Source organism: Halomonas beimenensis (genome assembly GCF_002549795.1).
Lineage (GTDB): Bacteria > Pseudomonadota > Gammaproteobacteria > Pseudomonadales > Halomonadaceae > Halomonas > Halomonas beimenensis.
In genome coordinates this window covers 3,447,988-3,465,386 of the sequence record NZ_CP021435.1, presented here as the reverse complement: position 1 = coordinate 3,465,386, position 17,399 = coordinate 3,447,988, and the positions used below count along the sequence as shown (strand labels likewise).

Genomic DNA, 17,399 nt, shown 5'->3' with positions numbered 1-17,399 from the left:
GAAACGACCTCGAGGCGCCTCTCGGCGGGGACGCCGGTCACCTCGGCGTCCGGGTCCCGGGCCCGGATGGCATCCCGCATGCGCGAAACGCAGCCCTGGCAGTTCATGCCGGGCACCCGGCGAGCGTGGCGATGGCCGGTGCTCATCAGCGAATCTCCTTGTCCAGCGGTTCCCTCTGCTCGGGAAAGCTCTCGATCAGTCGGCACAGGCTGTGGCCGTCCGGCGTACCGTCGGGCATGTCACGCCAGGCCTCCATCGCTTCCTCCATGCGGGTGGCCAAAGCTTCCAGCTCACGGATGCGCGCGCGGATCTCCGGCAGCCGATGGGCCAGCAGGTCCCGAACCAGGGGGCAGGGCGAGTCGCCGCGGTCGGCCTGCTCCAGGATCTCGCGGATCTCGGCCACGCCGAACCCCAGGGTTCGAGCTCGCTGGATGAAGCGCAGCCGGTTGAGCTCCTCGCCGTCATACAGCTGATAGCCATTGTCGGGATGGCGCCTGGGGCGCAGCAGGCCTTCCCGGGTGTAATGACGCACGGTCTCGGCAGTGACGCCGGCGCGGCGCGCGAGTTCGCTGACCTTCATTCCCTCGCCTCCTCGATCTGGGGTGATCAGTGTAAAACCTCTGGGTAACACAAAGGTCAAGTGGCGGCTCGACGGCTGCAGGGTGGCGTCGATGGCACCTGGTTAAGTGTTTGAAAGATGGTGGTATCAAACGGTCGTGCAACTAAAGTATTAGCGATTTTGCTATTTAAACGAACGTTTGGCCTTGATCCGGGCGAGGGGGTAAGCAAACACTGAAGGCTCCACCGCCAAGCTGGCAAGCAAGAGAATAATCGGTCCACCCATCACAAGGATGCCTTGCTCCATGCAGAACAAGTTCAACAAGCTCACCGTCGCCGTTGCGCTGGCGTCCGCAGCCCTGGTCTCCGCCCAGGCGGCGGCCTCCGGCTTCCAGGTCCGCGAGCAGAGCGCCAAGACCCTGGCCAATGCCTTCTCCAGTGCCGCCGCCGGTGCGGAAGACGTCGGTTTCATGGCCTACAACCCGGCGGCCATCGGCCATCTCGATGGCCGCCAGGTCGCCGGTGGCCTGGCTTTCATTAATGCGGACTTTGAGCTCAGCGATGCCTCGGCTTCTAACTCAGGATTCAGCTATGGCGAGAATCAATCCGGTCAAGGCGGCGAGTCGGCGTGGGTGCCGAGCTTTGCCGCCAAGACGCAATTGAGCGAGCAGTGGGACCTGGGCCTGGCGATCTACTCGCCCTACGGCCTCTCCACCAAGTACGACGAGGACTGGATCGGTCGCTATCACGCCATCGAGACCGAGCTCAAGACGATCGATATCCAGCCCACCCTCAACTACCGGGCCTCCGAGCGTCTGAACCTGGCGGTTGGCCTGAGGGCTCAGTATGCGGATGCCACTCTATCCAATGCCATTGACCTGGGAGCACAAGCAATGGATCCAGGGGCGCATGATGGATTCGCCGAGGTTACGGGCGATGACTGGGGGTATGGCTATACCCTGGGCGCCCTCTTCCAGGCCACCGAACGAACTCGCCTTGGCATCAGCTATCGCTCCGAGATCGACCTGACACTTGAGGGGGATGTGGAATTCCGTGCTGAGGATGCCACCGGTCAGACGGTGCTGGATGGGGCGAGAGCGGGGAATACCCTTAGGAATGGTGGGGGGTCAGCCGAGCTGACTACGCCGGCCAGCTTGAACTTGGGCGTCCATCACCAACTGACGCAACGCCTGGCGCTGATGGCCAATGCCGAATGGACCGAGTGGAGCAGCTTCGACGAGCTGGTGGTCGAGTTCGAAGATGATACGGACGATAGCGTGACCGAGGAAAAGTGGGACGATACCTGGGCCTTCTCGTTGGGCGCCAACTACGCCTTGAACGACCAGTGGCTGCTGCGCACCGGCCTGGGGATCGACGAGACGCCGGTTCCTAGCGGGCGTTTCCGGACCCCGCGGGTGCCGGATGCCGACCGCCGCTGGCTGTCGCTGGGTGCCACCTGGATGCCGACGCCGGAGCTGGGAGTGACCGCCGGTTACCTGCATGTCTTCGGTGATGACGTCACCATGGATCAAAGGCAATCCGACCCAGGCAATGATGGCCGTGGTGACTTGCAGGGAGATTACGAAGTCGAGGCGGACGTCTTCGCCCTCTCGGTGGACTACCGGTTCTGAGCCCGGCGCGCCATGACGGCCGATCCCGGGCCGTCATGGCGCTCCAGTCATGCAGCCCCTCCGGCGTCTGGCCGGATCCCCTGACGTCCGATGCCCCGCCAAGTCGGGCACCGCCGGTTCTTCTCGCCTTTCATCCATCAAGCAGGGACAGGTTCTGACATTACAACGATAAGCGTAGGTCGCTACGCATTCGGCAGGAAGGGTGTCGTGTTCCCGAGAGGGGCCATCGCGGTGGCGTCTCGATACGACGGAAAAGGAAAGCCCTCCATGACCCACAAGACCCAGACACTGCTTGCCCTGACCTGTGCCCTCGGTACCGCCGGGGGCTGTTCCTCGGCCATGGCCGGGGGCTTCGAACTCACCGCCCAAAGCATCGCCTCCCAGGGCACGGGGCACGCCGGGCGCAGCTCCAACGTCCAGGATGCCACCATCGTCTTCGGCAATCCCGCCGGCATGGCCTTCCTGGACCGGGCCCAGCTCTCCACCGGCCTCACCGGAGTGCAGGCGGGCACCGATATCCGCCGGCCTTCCTCGGATTTCTCCACCGATGCGGAGGCGAGTCTCGCCCTGCTGCCCTTCCTCTCCGTCGCCATGGGGCCGGGTAGCCTGGGGCCCGTCGCAGGCCACACCGACGGCGACATGGTGCCCGCCTCGCTGATCCCCTACGCCTTCTATGCGCACCCCGTGAGCGACCGGCTGAGCCTGGGGGTCGGCGTCTACGCGCCCTTCGGGGCCAAGACCGACTACGAGGACGACTTCCAGGGGCGCTATCATGGCACCCTCACCGAACTGACCGTGGTCACGGCCCAGCCGACCCTGTCCTATCGGCTGACCGACGACCTCTCGATCGGTGCCGGGGTGACCTATAACCGCGCCGAGGGCGAGCTGGCGGCCAAGGTGCCCGACGTCGAGGAGGCCGCGAGCGGCACGCCGCCCTCGCCGGAGACCGACGAGGAGGTCGGCGTGGCCGGCGACGACGATGCCTGGGGGTATCACCTCGGCCTGATGTATCGACCCTCCGAGGCCACCTCGATGGGACTGACCTATCGTTCGGCCGTGGATTTCACCCTGGAAGGCGAGATCGAGACCACGGGCTTCGTCCAGGATCGCCTCCCCAACCAGCCCGGCAGCCTGGATCTCACCACGCCGGAATCGGTCAGCCTGTCGCTCACCCATCGAGTCTCCGAGCCGCTGACCCTGATGGCCGGCGCTGCCTGGACCCGCTGGAGCCGGTTCGAGGAAATCGCCATCGATGGCGAGACCTCGGGCGACCGGGTCATCGTCGAGCCCCAGGCCTATTCGAATGCCTGGGTCTATTCGGTGGGGGCCGAATACCGGGTCAACCCCCGGCTGGCGCTGCGGACGGGCTTCGCCCTGGACGACACGCCCACCAACGACCGCACCCGCAGCGTTCGTGTCCCCTCGGACGATCGACGGCTGTTCTCCCTGGGGCTGGGCTGGACGCCCTGGCCCGAGCTGACGGTCGATCTGGCCTATACCTACATCCGGGAGGAGCCGACGTGGGTCGACCAGGCGCGGGCCTACAGTGGCTCGAGCCGGGTGGCGGGGCTGGTCGATATCGACGCCGATGCCTCCACCTACTTCGGGGCCGGTTACGAGACCGAGGCCCATGCCCTGGGCGCGGCCCTGACCTATCGCTTCTGAACGCCCGCCTCTCCGGCGACGGCTCGACCACGGGGCGGGCCGTCGCGGTGACGCCATGCCCGCCTCAGGCGGCCTCGGCGTCGAGGAACGCCGCGCGCATCAGCTCGAGGGTGTCGACCAGGGCGCGAACCACGGCCAGGTCGTGGCTGATGAACAGGATGGCCATGCCGGAGCAGCGCTAGGCGAGGATCTGCGACTGGACGGTGACGTCCCGTGCCGGGCGGGATGGCCGGTGGCGGTGCATTTCGCTACAATAGGCGTCTTTTCTCCGCCGCCGGCCCTGGGCGCCGGCGCGCGCCTCATCTCTCTTGGATTCAGGCGAACGCCATGCTGGAAACCAACCCGATCAACCACCTCATCAAGGACCTGTCTGAGCGGACAGATGTCCTGAGGGGGTATCTTTGACTATGCCGAGAAGAAGGATCGGCTAGAGGAAGTCACCCGCGAGCTCGAGGACCCCGGCGTCTGGAGCGATCCGGACTACGCCCAGAAGCTGGGCAAGGAACGGGCGACGCTCGAGACGATCGTGTCCACCATCGACGAGCTCGACCAGGGCCTGGCCGACAGCCAGGACCTGCTGGAGCTGGCGGAGATGGAGGAGGACGAGGGCACCATCGAGGAGGTCCAGCGCGAGCTGGACGGCCTGCAGGCCAGCCTCGAGAAGCTCGAGTTCCGGCGCATGTTCTCCGGCGAGATGGACGAGAACAACGCCTATCTCGACATCCAGGCGGGCTCCGGCGGCACCGAGGCCCAGGACTGGGCCAACATGCTGCTGCGCATGTACCTGCGCTGGTGCGAGCACCATGGCTTCAAGGCCGAGATCATCGAGCTCTCCGCCGGCGAGGTCGCAGGGATCAAGTCGGCCACCGTGCACGTCCAGGGCGAGTACGCCTTCGGCTGGCTGCGCACCGAGACCGGCGTGCATCGCCTGGTGCGCAAGAGTCCCTTCGACTCCGGCGGTCGCCGTCACACCTCCTTCGCCTCGGTGTTCCTGTCGCCGGAGGTGGACGACAGCTTCGAGGTCGAGATCAACCCGGCGGACCTGCGGGTCGACACCTACCGCTCCAGCGGTGCCGGCGGTCAGCACGTCAACACCACCGACTCGGCGGTGCGGATCACCCACGAGCCCACCGGCATCGTGGTGGCCTGCCAGAGCCAGCGCAGCCAGCACGCCAACCGCGACTTCGCCATGAAACAGCTCAAGGCGAAGCTGTGGGAACACGAGATGGACAAGCGCAACGCCGCCAAGCAGGCCGCGGAAGACTCCAAGGCCGACATCGGCTGGGGCAGCCAGATCCGTTCCTACGTGCTGGACGACCAGCGCATCAAGGACCTGCGCACCGGTGTGCAGTCGAGCAGCTGCGACAAGGTGCTGGACGGCGATCTGGACCAGTTCATCGAGGCCAGCCTCAAACAAGGCCTATAGCCCCTAGCGTCGGGCGACGGGCCGCGAGTGGCGGGCAGCCAGCCTGCGTCCATCGCTCGCGGCCCGTCGCTCGTAGCCCGTAGCCCATTCTTCACAGGTAGCGACATGGCCAACCAGGACACCCCCCAGGACGAGAACCGTCTGATCGCCGAGCGCCGTGCCAAGCTGGCCGAGCGCCGCGAGCGGGCCGCCGCCGCCGGCGGCAGCGCCTTCCCCAACGACTTCCGGCGCGACAGCCAGGCCGCCGAGCTCAACGCCGAGCTGGGCGACAAGGACAAGGCCGAGCTCGAGGCGCTGGCGCGGCCGGCGGCCGTCGCCGGGCGCATCCTGCGCAAGCGTGGTCCCTTCATCGTCATCCAGGACGTTTCCGGCCAGATCCAGCTCTACGTCGACAAGAAGGGCCTGCCGGCCGAGGTGCTCGAGGACATCAAGGGCTGGGATATCGGCGATATCGTCGCCGGCCGCGGCCCGGTGCACAAGTCGGGCAAGGGCGACCTCTACGTGTTGATGGAGGAGGCGCGGCTGCTGACCAAGAGCCTGCGCCCTCTGCCTGACAAGTTCCACGGGCTGACCGACATGGAGGCGCGCTACCGCCAGCGCTACGTGGACCTGATCATGAACCCCGACTCGCGCCGGGTCTTCGAGGCCCGCGCCGGGGTGATCAGCGCCATGCGCCGCTTCTTCGAGGGGCGTGACTTCATGGAGGTCGAGACGCCGATGCTGCAGCCGATCCCCGGCGGCGCCACGGCCCGGCCCTTCATCACCCACCACAACGCGCTGGACATCGACATGTACCTGCGCATCGCCCCGGAGCTCTACCTCAAGCGCCTGGTGGTGGGCGGCTTCGAGCGGGTCTTCGAGATCAACCGCAACTTCCGCAACGAGGGGCTGTCGACCCGGCACAACCCCGAGTTCACCATGGTCGAGTTCTACCAGGCCTATGCCGACTATCATGACCTGATGGACCTCACCGAGGCCATGCTGCGCACCATCGCCCAGGAGGTGCTGGGCACCACCACCGTGGTCAACACGGTGCGCGACGCCGAGGGCGAGGTGCTCGAGACCTTCGAGTACGACTTCGGCGCCCCCTTCAAGCGCCTCAGCGTCTTCGACGCCATCCTCGAGCACAACCCGGACATCCGTGCCGAGGCCCTGGCCGACGAGGCCGCGGCCCGCCAGATCGCCGAGTGGCTGGACATCGACGTCAAGGATGGCTGGGGGCTGGGCAAGGTGCAGATCGAGATCTTCGAGAAGACCGTCGAGCATCGCCTGCAGCAGCCGACCTTCATCACCGACTACCCGACCGAGGTCAGCCCCCTGGCCCGGCGCAAGGACAGCGATCCCTTCGTCACCGAGCGTTTCGAGTTCTTCGTCGGCGGCCGCGAGATCGCCAACGGCTTCTCGGAGCTCAACGACGCCGAGGACCAGGCCGAGCGCTTCGCCGCCCAGGCGGCCGAGAAGGAGGCCGGGGACGACGAGGCCATGTACTACGACGCCGACTACATCCGCGCCCTGGAGTATGGTCTGCCGCCCACGGCGGGCGAGGGCATCGGCATCGACCGGCTGGTGATGCTGCTCACCGACAGCGCCTCGATCCGGGATGTGCTGCTGTTCCCGGCGATGCGCCCAACCGGGGACTGAAGGCGCTGCGCGTCGGCCAGGCGGCGTTGCGCGGGGATTCGCTTTGCTCATGTACAAACTCGTACATTCCGCCAGCGAATCCCCGCGCGCCTGGCCTGGACCTAGCTCGCCGCCTTTCGCTTGCCCTGGTGTGGCCATGAGAGACCGAGTGCGGCTGCTCGGGCGTTTAGTGTTGGTAAGGGGCGCCCCGAGCGCCCATAATGGCAGCGTTTCGACGTCGAGGAGACCGTGATGAAACTGCTCAACCGCTCCGCCCTGAGCGTCAGGCCGACCCAGCACTTCGTCGACTGGATCAACGCCCTGGAACCCACCCTGGGCGACGACGACCTCTCGCTCGAAGACGTCGAACGGGAAAGCACCGTCTACCTGATCCCGGAGATGGACACCCCCGAGGCCCTGGAGGCCTTCGTCCGCGAGCGCTACCTGGAGATCCTCGAGACCGAGCTGCGAGCCTGGGAGGAGGACGAGCGCCATTGGCCGGAGACCCTCGACTGGGCGCTCTTCCAGCGCTTCCTGCGCTTCGAGCACAGCTACCTGGCCATCGACCTCGACGACGAGGCGCCCCTCGAGGTCGCCGAAGTGGATGACAACCTGCTGCTGGAGATGGATCAGGACTGATCCACTCCGATCGGCGGTGCCTCCGAGAAAACCGACCCCGGCCGGTTTTCTCGCGATGACAAGTTTCCTATGAGCCGACTCTTCTCGACCCGCCCCGGCGACGACGGTCTGCCGGGACCCGAGCGCCGGCTGGCCGTGCTGGCGCTGATCCTCGGCACCACCATGGCGGTGGTGGATACCACCATGGTCAACCTGGCCCTGCCATCCATCGCCGCCGACCTCGGCGTGGCGCCGGCGCGGGCGGTGTGGGTGACCAACCTCTTCCAGGTGGCCTGTGCCGCCTTCCTGCTGGTGTTCGCGGCGCTGAGCGAACTGGTCAGCCGTCGTCGCCTGTACGTGGCGGGACTCGTGGTGTTCGCCATCGCGGCCCTGGGCAGTGCCCTGTCGCGCAGTCTCGAGACCCTGCTGGTGTTTCGAACCCTGCAGGGCGTGGCGGCCGCGGCGACCCTGTCCATCGGTCCGTCGCTGTATCGCTCCATCTTCCCTTCGCGCCTGCTGGGCAGCGCCCTGGGGCTGAGTTCCCTGGTCGTGGCCACCGGCTACGCCATCGGGCCGGCCCTGGGCGGAGTGGTGCTCTCGGTGGCGAGCTGGCCCTGGCTGTTCGCCCTGCCGGTCCCGCTCGCCCTGGGGGCCGTGGGACTGGCCTGGAAGGCGCTGCCCAGGGAAACGGGCCGGCGCGGCGGCTTCGACGGCCCGGGAGCCGTGCTGGCCATGACCATGCTGGCGAGCTTCTTCTGGGCCATGGATCGTGCGGGGGACGGCGGGAGCCTCCCGGAGGCGCTGGCCGGGCTCGCCGCCAGCCTGATCGCCGGCGTCGGCTTCGTGGCCCGCCAGCGCCGGGCGCCCCATCCGTTGCTGCCCCTGTCGATCTTCCGCAGTCCACGCTTCAGCCTGGCCGTGCTCGCCTCCGGGCTGGTCTTCGTCGGTCATGGTCTCGCCTTCGTGGCCCTGTCCTTCCTCTACCAGCAGGGGATGGGCTTCACGCCGCTGGAGACCGCCTGGCTGTTCACGCCCTGGCCGCTCACCATCATGCTGGTGGGGCCGCTGGCCGGCCGCCTGGCCGACCGGGTCAATCCCAGCCTGCTGAGCTCGGCGGGTATCGCCCTGCTGATGGCCGGCCTGGCAAGCCTCGCCTGGCTCGATGCCGAGGCCGGGGTGCTCGACTGCCTGTGGCGCACGGCCCTGTGCGGCCTGGGCTTCGGGTTGTACCAGCCGCCCAACAATCGCGAGCTGATGGCCAGCGTGCCCGCCGAGCGCAGCGCCAACGCCTCGGGCGTGATGAGCACCACCCGTACCGTGGGCCAGTCGCTGGGGGTGGCCCTGGTCGGTGCCTGCCTGGCCGCCGGCGTCCCGATCCAGGCGACCCTGTGGGCCGGGATGGCGGCCACGTTGCTCGCCATGCTGGCCAGCCTGGGGCGCGTCGGCCTGGCCGGCGAGGCCATGCGTGCCCGTCGTCGTGCCGCGGCCGAGCGCGTACAATGAGCGCAACAATCACCAGCGGGAAGCCGACATGAGCATCCAGTCGACCATCGAAGATAAGCTCCAGGCCCTCGAGCCCACCTTCCTGACGGTGGAGAACGAGAGCCACAAGCACAACGTGCCGCCGAACTCCGAGACCCACTTCAAGGTGACCCTGGTCTCGCCGCGTTTCGAGGGCATGATGCCCGTGAAGCGCCACCAGCAGATCTACGCCCTGCTGGCCGACGAACTGGCCGGCCCCGTGCACGCCCTGGCGCTGCACCCGTACACGCCGGCGGAGTGGCAGGCGCGTGGCGAGGCCCGCCCGGATTCCCCGGACTGCCGGGGCGGCGGACGCTCGTGACCACCGAGCCCCAGCGGCTGCAATACCTGGAGGCCATGGGCCTGACGGCCTGGGTGGCCCGCTACCGGCTGCCCAATGCCCGGGAGACCGAGGCCTGTGAATGGGAGCCACCGGCCACCCCCGAGCGCCAGGCGCCCGGGGCGCATCTGCATGCCCTGCTGGAGCGCCCGGAGGAGACGCCCCCCGCGCCGCCGGCCGCCCCCGAGGCCGAGCCGCGGGAGCGGCCCCCGGCCGGCCCGCGCAAGGCCCGGGCCCTGCTCGGCGATCTGGCGCCCGAGGAGGCGCCCCCGACGCCTGCCTCGGACGCTACCCCCGAGACGCCGGACGCCGCGGGACGCGAACCTGCCGAGGCCCTGCGTTTCACCCTCCAGGTCGCCTGCCTGGATGGCCGCTGGCTGGTGATCCTGCCCGCCGAGGCGGCGCCGGGGCGGACCGAGCAGCGCCTGCTCGTCAACCTGCTGCGGGCCGCCGGCGTGAGGCCGGAGCAGCCGCCGGCCTTCGAGGCCTTCCGCTGGCCCCAGGTCGAGGGCCTGCCGGTGCAGGCGCCCCTGGAAGAGGCCCGCGAAGGGCTGCAGGCCTTCCTGGCAGGGCGCCGCCGCCGGGGCTGGACGCCGGAGCGGTTGCTGGTGTTCGGCGACGACGCCACCCTGGCGACCCTGCTGGCCATCGAGGGCGAGCACTGTCCCCTGCTGGACCTGCCTGCCTGGCAGGGACCGTCGCTGGCGACGCTGGCCGGCAGCGCCGACGCGAAACGGGCCTTGTGGCCCAGGCTGGCCGGCTGGCGTCGGGCCTGGCTCGGCGAGGCGGGCGACGATGCCTGAGCCGCGGTTGCTCCGGCTGACCCCCGCCGACCTGCCGAGCCTGGTCGACCTGGAGGCCGGGGGGCAGCCCCAGCCCTGGTCGGTCGGGCAGCTCGAGGCGGTCCTGGCCTCCGACGTCCATGCGGTCATCGGCCTGGAAGGCGCCGAAGGCTTGGTCGGCCACGCGGTCGTGGCCCGACAGCCCTTCGACGCCGAGCTGGAGGCCATCCTCGTGGCCCCCCGCTGGCGGGGGCATGGCCTGGCGAGGCGGTTGCTGGAGGGCGTGCGCGAGACGGCCCGTCGATGGGGCGTCGAGCGCCTGCTGCTGGAGGTTCGGGCGGGCAATGCCCCGGCCATCGCCCTCTATCGGCGGGCGGGGTTGGTCGTGGACGGGCGCCGGCGGGGCTATTACCCGCCCCTTGCCGGCGCCGAACGGGAGGACGCGTTGCTGATGTCGTGCTCCCTGGAGGGCGCTTAACCGGGCTGCTGCTCGGCCGGGGTGCCGGTCTCGACGTCGTCGAACCGACTCAGCAGGGCGGACAGGCGGCGCTCCCAGTCCTCGCGCTCCTGCTTGAGGCGGGCGTTTTCCTCGCGCAGCTCCTCGGCTTCCATCTTCATCAATTCCAGGGCCTCGACGGCGCTGGTGACCTTCTGTTCGAGCTGGTTGAAGAGTTCGATGCTCATCCGTTTCTCCTGGCGATATCCGGGGCCCGTGATTGGCGTCCTGCAGCGGCAGCGTAACCCCGAGCGCGGGGCTCAGCAAGCGTCGCCGTCGGGCGACGGCTCGGCCTCGACGAGGCGGTGGTAGAGCCGACCCGTGCTGTCGCCCGCGCGGACCTCCCGGTGCAGCGACCAGCCGCTCGGCACCTCGGGGGATAGCGCCGATTCCGCCTCCACATAGATCCAGGCATCGTCGGCCAGCCAGCCGGCCTCGAGCGCCGCACAGCAGGGGGCGACCAATCCCTGGCGGAAGGGCGGATCGACGAAGGCCAGTGTGAAGGGACGGGGCGGGCCGGCAAGGAAATGCCGGGCGTCGTCGACCGTGACCTCGGCCCGGTCGATGCCCAGGGTGGACAGGTTGTCGGCCAGGACCTCGGCCACCCGGCCGTCGCGCTCCACCAGCACGGCCTCGGCGGCGCCCCGGGACAGGGCTTCCAGTCCCAGGGCGCCGGTGCCGGCGAACAGGTCCAGCACCCGGGCTCCGGGCGTCGCGGCGGCGAGCCAGTTGAACAGGGTCTCGCGGACCCGGTCGGGGGTGGGGCGAAGGCCGGGACTGTCCGGCACCGGCAGCAGTCGCCGGCGGTGCTCGCCGCCGATGATGCGCAGCCGGCCGTTGCCACGGCGAGGGGAGGCGCCCTTCCCGGCGCGGGAAGGCTTGGCGGAGCGGGAGTGGCGTCGTCGGGTCATGGGCGCCGATTGTAGCGGGCGGCTTGTCCACAGTCATGGTGCGCGATGGTAGGATGTGGCGATTCGTTCACCCGCGAGGCTGAATCCCCCCATGTTCGGTTTTCTCAAGCGCAAGAAGAAGCAGGAAGAGCAGCAGCAGGACCCCCAGGCGCGGCCGGAATCCTCGGCCGAGCAGGAGGAGGCCGAGGCCGCCTCGGGCTCGCCTGAGGCCGACGAGGCGGCGGCCGGCTCCGAGACCGCCGCGACCGAGGCCGAGCCGGCACCGGAGGCCGAGAAGGCCACTGAGCCCGAGAAGGCATCCGCAATCGAGCCGGTGTCCGAGCCCGAGCGAGCGCCGCAGCCTGCGCCGGCTCCCGAGCCCGCCTCGCCGCCCAAGGCGGCGCCCCGGGAGAAGCCCAGGGCCGAGAAGAAGGGCTGGCTCGCCCGGATGCGCGAGGGGCTCGGCAAGACCCGGGCCAACCTCACCGAGGGGTTGGCCGGACTCTTCCTGGGGCGCAAGCAGATCGACGACGACCTGATGGAGGAGCTCGAGACCCAGCTGTTGATGGCGGACGTGGGCATCGAGGCCACCACCGAGATCATCGATCGTCTCACCGAACGAGTCTCGCGGAAGGAGCTCAAGGATCCCCAGGCCCTCTACCAGGCCCTGCAGGACGAGCTGGCGACCCTGCTCGAGGGGGTGACTCGGCCGCTCGAACTGCCGCCCAAGGGCCAGGGACCCTTTGTGATCCTGGTGGTCGGCGTCAACGGCGTCGGCAAGACCACCACCATCGGCAAGCTCACCCAACGCTTCCAGCGCGAGGGGCGCAGCGTCATGCTGGCCGCCGGCGACACCTTCCGGGCCGCCGCCGTGGAGCAGCTCAAGGTATGGGGCGAGCGCAACGACGTCCCGGTGATCGCCCAGCACACCGGCGCCGACAGCGCCTCGGTGGTCTATGACGCCCTGGCCGCGGCCCGGGCGCGGGGCGTCGACGTGCTGATCGCCGACACGGCCGGTCGGCTGCATAACAAGGCTCACCTGATGGAGGAGCTCAAGAAGGTTCGCCGGGTGATGGGCAAGCTCGACGAGCAGGCTCCCCACGAGGTGATGCTGGTGCTCGACGCCGGTACCGGGCAGAACGCCCTCTCCCAGGCCGCGACCTTCAACGAGGCGGTGCCGGTCACCGGCATCACCCTGACCAAGCTCGATGGCACCGCCAAGGGCGGCATCATCTTCGCCCTGGCCCAGCAGCTGGGCACCCCGATCCGTTTCATCGGCGTCGGCGAGACCCTGGACGACCTGCGGCCCTTCGCCGCCCGAGAGTTCGTCGACGCCCTCTTCGATCGGGGTGACGCCGAGGCATGATTGCCTTCGAGCACGTCGGCAAGCGCTACGGCGGGCGTTTCGAGGCGCTCGCCAACCTCGACTTCCGGGTGCGGCGTGGCGAGATGGTCTTCCTCACCGGTCACTCGGGGGCCGGGAAGAGCTCCCTGCTGCGCCTGATCATGCGCCTGGAGCGCCCCAGTCGGGGGCGTATCCTGGTGGCCGGCCACGACATCGACCGGTTGCATCCCAGTCAGGTGCCTTTCTATCGCCGCCAGATCGGGGTCGTGTTCCAGGACCACCAGCTGCTCTACGACCGCTCCATCTACCATAACGTGGCCCTGCCGCTGGAGATCCAGGGGACCGAGCCCCGGGAGGCGGCACGTCGGGTGCGGGCCGCACTGGACAAGGTGGGCCTGCTGCACCGCGAGCAGGCGTTGCCCATCGAACTGTCCGGCGGCGAGCAGCAGCGGGTGGGCATCGCCCGGGCGGTGGTGAACAAGCCGGCCCTGTTGCTGGCCGACGAGCCGACCGGCAACCTGGATCCCCAGCTCTCCGCCGACATCATGGCGCTGTTCGAGGATTTCCATCGCATCGGCACCACGGTCATGGTCGCCAGCCATGACCTGGCCCTGATCGCCCGGCTGCGTCACCGCACCCTGCGCCTGCATCAGGGGCGCCTGGTGGCCGACGAGGAGGCTGCATGACTCGCGATGCCACCACTGCCCGCGGCGCCCGCCATCACCGTGCCACCCCCGGTTCCCGCTGGCGGGGCTGGTTGCGCCACCATCGGGCCATGGCCCTGGACAGCGCCCGCCGGCTGCTGCGCCACCCCCTGGGCAGCCTGTTGACCATGCTCGCCATCGCCATCGCCCTGGTGCTGCCCGCCGGCCTGTGGTTGAGCCTGGACGGCGCCCGGCTGCTCGACGCCGAGCTCGACGAGAGCGCCACCCTGACCGCCTACCTGGAAACGCGTATCGACGCCGCCGAGGCCGGTCGCGTCGAACAGGCCCTGGCGGCGAGTCCCGGCGTGGCCAGCACCCGGCTGATCACCGCCGCCGAGGGGATGGCCGAGTTCCAGCAGGTCCTGGGTCTCGATGAGGCTCTGGCACGGCTTCCCGCCAATCCCCTGCCCGCCAGCGTCGTGATCCGTCCCGAGGATCCCGATCCGGCGGCGGTGGAAGTCCTGGCCCGGGAGATCGCCGAGGTACCCGGGGTCGACGAGGTGCGCCTGGACCTGGCCTGGCTCGAGCGGCTGCGTCACCTGGCCGAGCTGGGCCACCGGGTGGGGCTGGGGCTCGCCGTGCTGTTCGGCCTGGGCGTGCTGCTGGTGGTGGGCAATACCATCCGCCTGGCGGTGGAGAACCGCCGCCAGGAGATCGAGGTGGTGACCCTGATCGGCGCCACCCATGCCTTCGTGCGTCGGCCCTTCCTCTACAGCGGCGCCTGGTACGGGCTTGGCGGCGGACTCCTCGCCTGGGGCCTGCTGACCCTCGGCAGCGACTGGCTGGCCGCGCCGGTCTCGGCGCTGGCGGCCAGCTACGGGGCCAGCTTCCGGCTGCCGGGACTGGGCCTCACGGGGTCGGCAATGCTGCTGGGCTGTAGTACACTGCTGGGCTGGCTGGGCGCCTGGATCGCCGTGAGTCGGCACCTGGCGCAGATCCGGCCCCGCTAGCCGGGCATCGCGCGACGCGGACTCCGGCGCGAGGTGCTATGCTGGCGATGCCGCCGAGCCATCGGCGGGAAGCAAGGGAACCGAAACAGTGTTTCGCCGTCTAAGGCGGCGACTACGGATGACACACGGTCTTCGATGGAGACAACCTGCACATGAGCACCAGTCTTCTGCCGGTGGGCCACCTTTCCCCGGGCCACGATCTCAACGGTTACATCCAGGCGGTGAACGGCATTCCCATGCTCTCCGTCGAGGAGGAGCGTGAGCTGGCCTTCCGCCTGCACGAGGAGGGGGATCTCGAAGCCGCACGCCGTCTGGTGCTATCGCACCTGCGTTTCGTGGTGCACATCGCGCGCAGCTACGCCGGCTATGGCCTGGCCCAGGCCGACCTGATCCAGGAGGGCAACGTCGGCCTGATGAAGGCCGTCAAGCGCTTCGACCCCAACCAGGGGGTCCGGCTGGTGTCGTTCGCCGTGCACTGGATCAAGGCGGAGATCCACGAGTTCGTGCTGCGCAACTGGCGGATCGTCAAGATCGCCACCACCAAGGCCCAGCGCAAGCTGTTCTTCAACCTGCGCAGCGCCAAGAAGCGCCTGGCCTGGCTGAACAACGACGAGGTCGAGGCGATCGCCAAGGATCTCGACGTCAAGCCCGAAGTGGTCCGCGAGATGGAAGGCCGCCTCTCGGCCCACGACGCCGGCTTCGACGCCGCCCCCGGCGAGGACGAGGAATCCGCCTATCAGGCGCCGGTGCACTACCTCGATGATGCTGGCCAGGATCCGGCCGCCCAGCTCGAGGACAGCGACTGGGAAGAGGACGCCACCCGCCGCCTGCAGCGGGCCCTGGAAGGGCTCGACGAGCGTTCTCGGGACATTCTCCAGCGGCGCTGGCTGGCCGACGACAAGGCCACGCTGCATGAGCTGGCCGACGTCTATGGCGTCTCCGCCGAGCGCATCCGCCAGCTCGAGAAGAACGCCATGAAGAAGATTCGCCAGCATATCGGCGACACCCTGGCGGCCTGACGCACAGCGCCGAGCTACAAGAAAACCCCGAAGGCTTGAACTGCACCCCGAAAGTTGGACACCCAATCCAACCTTCGGGGTTTTCTTTTCTGCGGACGATCTCACGCTGCTGACTTGCAGCTTGCAGCTTGCAGCTTGCAGCTTGCAGCTTGCAGCTTGCAGCTTGCAGCTTGCAGCTTGCAGCTTGCAGCTTGCAGCTTGCAGCTTGCAGCTTGCAGCTTGCAGCTTGCAGCTTGCAGCTTGCCGTTATGCCGTCTGGACGCCCTCGCGCATCAGCCGGGCGGAGAGGGCCGGCCACTGGTCCTCCCAGTGTCCGGTGGGCAGCCGGCGGAAGTCGCTGCGCACGTACTGGGCGATGCGGCCCTCGGCCTGGGCGACCAGCAGGTTGGCGGCGGCCGGGATGGGCAGGGCGGGCCGGAGCCCCTCGCGCAGCTCCGCCTCGCGCAGCACCTGCTTGAGCTGGGTCTCCAGGCGCTCGAAGAGCTGGTGGATGCGCTGGCGCAGCCGTGCCGTCTCGCCGGTCAGCACATCGCCGCCCAGCAGCCGCGACAGGCCGGGGTTCTTCTCGGCGAAGGCCAGCACCAGGGTGAGGATCTGGTGGCAGCGGGGCAGGGCCTCGGGAACCTCCTCGAGGATGCGGCCGATGCGTTCGAACAGCGTCTGCTCGATGAACTCGATGAGCCCCTCGAACATCCGGGCCTTGCTGGGGAAGTGGCGGTAGAGCGCGGCCTCCGAGACGCCGACCTGTCGTGCCAGGGCGGCGATGGTGATGCGCTTGCCGCTGTCTTCCTCCAGCATCAGGGCCAGCCCCTGGAGGATCTGCTCCCGGCGGCTGGGGGTGGGGGTTGCCTGCGTCATAGCGGTTCTTTTCTTGTCGGTCCTTGAGGGAAACCGGTCTCAGCCGGCTGATTCGTCGCTTCTTGCGTTGGTGATCAGGGTGCCCACGCCGGCGTTGGTGAAGATCTCCAGCAGGGTGGCGTGGGGCACGCGGCCGTCGATGATATGGGCGCTGGCCACGCCTCCCTTCACGGCATCCAGGGCGCAGCGGATCTTGGGCAGCATGCCGCCATGGATGGTGCCGTCGGCGATGAGGGCGTCCACCTGGGCGGTGGTCAGGCCGGTGAGCACCTCGCCCTCGGCATTCATCAGGCCGGCCACGTTGGTCAGCAGCATCAGCTTCTCGGCGTCCAGGGCCTCGGCCACCTTGCCGGCGACCAGGTCGGCGTTGATGTTGTAGCTGCGTCCCGCCTCGTCGATGCCGATGGGGGCGATCACCGGGATGAAGTCCCGGGCGGCGAGCATCTCGATCAGGTCGGTGGAGATGTGCTCCACCTCGCCCACGTGGCCGATGTCGATGATCTCCGGGGCGGTCATCTCGGGGCTCTGGTGCTCCACCTTGAGCTGGCGGGCACGGATCTGGGCGCCGTCCTTGCCGGTCAGGCCGATGGCCTTGCCGCCGCACTGGTTGATCAGGTTGACGATGCCCTTGTTGACCAGGCCGCCCAGCACCATCTCGACCACGTCCATGGTCTCGGCGTCGGTGACCCGCATGCCGTTGACGAAGCGCGACTCGATCTTGAGCTTCTCGAGCAGCTCGCCGATCTGCGGGCCGCCGCCGTGCACCACCACCGGATTGATGCCGACCTCCTTCATCAGCACCATGTCCCGGGCGAAGGAGTCGATCAGCGTGTCCTCGGTCATGGCGTTGCCGCCGTACTTGACCACCACGGTCTTGCCGGAGAAGCGCTGGATGTAGGGCAAGGCCTCGGAAAGCACCTCCACCACCTGGCGGGGGTCGCGGGTCTGTTCGGTCATGTCATCTTCCCTTTGTCGT

18 protein-coding genes are annotated in these 17,399 nt (G+C 68.7%); 13 read left to right on the top strand and 5 right to left on the bottom strand.

What is annotated here, in order from left to right:
• Positions 1–145: 145 nt before the first annotated feature.
• Positions 146–580, bottom strand: a complete 435-nt coding sequence (locus tag BEI_RS16085) for a MerR family transcriptional regulator (protein ID WP_097790473.1) — start codon at positions 578–580, stop codon at positions 146–148.
• A 283-nt stretch (positions 581–863) separates the two neighbouring features.
• On the opposite strand from BEI_RS16085, the gene BEI_RS16080 reads away from it, so the two are divergent.
• The 9 genes from BEI_RS16080 to BEI_RS16040 all read left to right on the top strand — a co-directional run bounded on the left by BEI_RS16080 (position 864) and on the right by BEI_RS16040 (position 10,639).
• The gene (locus BEI_RS16080; protein WP_097790472.1) at positions 864–2,189 is read left to right on the top strand and encodes an OmpP1/FadL family transporter; all 1,326 of its coding nucleotides are present in this window, start codon (positions 864–866) and stop codon (positions 2,187–2,189) included.
• A 267-nt stretch (positions 2,190–2,456) separates the two neighbouring features.
• On the top strand, positions 2,457–3,854 hold the full coding sequence (locus tag BEI_RS16075) for an OmpP1/FadL family transporter (protein WP_097790471.1): 1,398 nt from the start codon (positions 2,457–2,459) through the stop codon (positions 3,852–3,854).
• A 327-nt stretch (positions 3,855–4,181) separates the two neighbouring features.
• Positions 4,182–5,280 (top strand): peptide chain release factor 2 gene (prfB, locus tag BEI_RS16070; RefSeq protein WP_153045805.1). Its coding sequence is split into 2 segments (ribosomal slippage): positions 4,182–4,256 and positions 4,258–5,280, totalling 1,098 coding nucleotides; the frame shifts between segments, so codons are not numbered across the junction.
• A gap of 105 nt (positions 5,281–5,385) precedes the next feature.
• On the top strand, positions 5,386–6,921 hold the full coding sequence (gene lysS, locus BEI_RS16065) for a lysine--tRNA ligase (RefSeq protein ID WP_097790470.1): 1,536 nt from the start codon (positions 5,386–5,388) through the stop codon (positions 6,919–6,921).
• 231 nt (positions 6,922–7,152) lie between these two features.
• Entirely contained in the window at positions 7,153–7,539 is a 387-nt protein-coding gene (locus tag BEI_RS16060) for a hypothetical protein (RefSeq protein WP_097790469.1), read from the top strand.
• A 69-nt stretch (positions 7,540–7,608) separates the two neighbouring features.
• Positions 7,609–9,021: an MFS transporter gene (locus BEI_RS16055; protein WP_097790468.1), complete on the top strand. Its 1,413-nt coding sequence runs from the start codon at positions 7,609–7,611 to the stop codon at positions 9,019–9,021.
• A gap of 28 nt (positions 9,022–9,049) precedes the next feature.
• Positions 9,050–9,361 (top strand): BolA family protein, encoded by a 312-nt coding sequence (locus BEI_RS16050; RefSeq protein ID WP_097790467.1) that lies wholly within the window; start codon positions 9,050–9,052, stop codon positions 9,359–9,361.
• Positions 9,358–10,182, top strand: a complete 825-nt coding sequence (locus BEI_RS16045; protein WP_097790466.1) for a hypothetical protein — start codon at positions 9,358–9,360, stop codon at positions 10,180–10,182. Before BEI_RS16050 ends, BEI_RS16045 begins: the two co-directional genes overlap by 4 nt.
• Positions 10,175–10,639, top strand: a complete 465-nt coding sequence (locus BEI_RS16040; RefSeq protein ID WP_097790465.1) for a GNAT family N-acetyltransferase — start codon at positions 10,175–10,177, stop codon at positions 10,637–10,639. Before BEI_RS16045 ends, BEI_RS16040 begins: the two co-directional genes overlap by 8 nt.
• Here the strand turns inward: BEI_RS16040 and BEI_RS16035 are convergent.
• Together BEI_RS16035 and rsmD are read right to left on the bottom strand one after the other, a co-directional pair.
• The gene (locus BEI_RS16035) at positions 10,636–10,845 is read right to left on the bottom strand and encodes a cell division protein ZapB (RefSeq protein WP_097790464.1); all 210 of its coding nucleotides are present in this window, start codon (positions 10,843–10,845) and stop codon (positions 10,636–10,638) included. The genes BEI_RS16040 and BEI_RS16035 overlap by 4 nt on opposite strands.
• A 72-nt stretch (positions 10,846–10,917) precedes the next feature.
• The gene (gene rsmD / locus BEI_RS16030) at positions 10,918–11,568 is read right to left on the bottom strand and encodes a 16S rRNA (guanine(966)-N(2))-methyltransferase RsmD (RefSeq protein WP_097790463.1); all 651 of its coding nucleotides are present in this window, start codon (positions 11,566–11,568) and stop codon (positions 10,918–10,920) included.
• 91 nt (positions 11,569–11,659) lie between these two features.
• Between rsmD and ftsY the strand changes: the two genes are divergently transcribed.
• The 4 genes from ftsY (at position 11,660) to rpoH (ending at position 15,565) form a co-directional block, all read left to right on the top strand.
• A complete protein-coding gene (ftsY, locus tag BEI_RS16025) occupies positions 11,660–12,913 on the top strand; it encodes a signal recognition particle-docking protein FtsY (RefSeq protein WP_097790462.1) in 1,254 nt (417 codons plus the stop codon).
• The gene (gene ftsE, locus BEI_RS16020) at positions 12,910–13,578 is read left to right on the top strand and encodes a cell division ATP-binding protein FtsE (RefSeq protein ID WP_097790461.1); all 669 of its coding nucleotides are present in this window, start codon (positions 12,910–12,912) and stop codon (positions 13,576–13,578) included. Before ftsY ends, ftsE begins: the two co-directional genes overlap by 4 nt.
• On the top strand, positions 13,575–14,546 hold the full coding sequence (gene ftsX / locus BEI_RS16015) for a permease-like cell division protein FtsX (protein ID WP_097790460.1): 972 nt from the start codon (positions 13,575–13,577) through the stop codon (positions 14,544–14,546). Before ftsE ends, ftsX begins: the two co-directional genes overlap by 4 nt.
• A 152-nt stretch (positions 14,547–14,698) precedes the next feature.
• The gene (gene rpoH / locus BEI_RS16010; RefSeq protein ID WP_097790459.1) at positions 14,699–15,565 is read left to right on the top strand and encodes an RNA polymerase sigma factor RpoH; all 867 of its coding nucleotides are present in this window, start codon (positions 14,699–14,701) and stop codon (positions 15,563–15,565) included.
• Positions 15,566–15,811: 246 nt separating this feature from the next.
• Here rpoH and slmA read toward each other — a convergent pair whose 3' ends face one another.
• Together slmA and argB are read right to left on the bottom strand one after the other, a co-directional pair.
• Positions 15,812–16,423 carry a nucleoid occlusion factor SlmA gene (gene slmA / locus BEI_RS16005; protein ID WP_097790458.1) on the bottom strand — a complete coding sequence of 204 codons (612 nt, stop codon included), beginning with the start codon at positions 16,421–16,423 and terminating at the stop codon, positions 15,812–15,814.
• A gap of 39 nt (positions 16,424–16,462) precedes the next feature.
• Positions 16,463–17,380, bottom strand: coding sequence for an acetylglutamate kinase (gene argB / locus BEI_RS16000; protein WP_097790457.1), 918 nt, complete (start codon positions 17,378–17,380; stop codon positions 16,463–16,465).
• Positions 17,381–17,399: the final 19 nt, after the last annotated feature.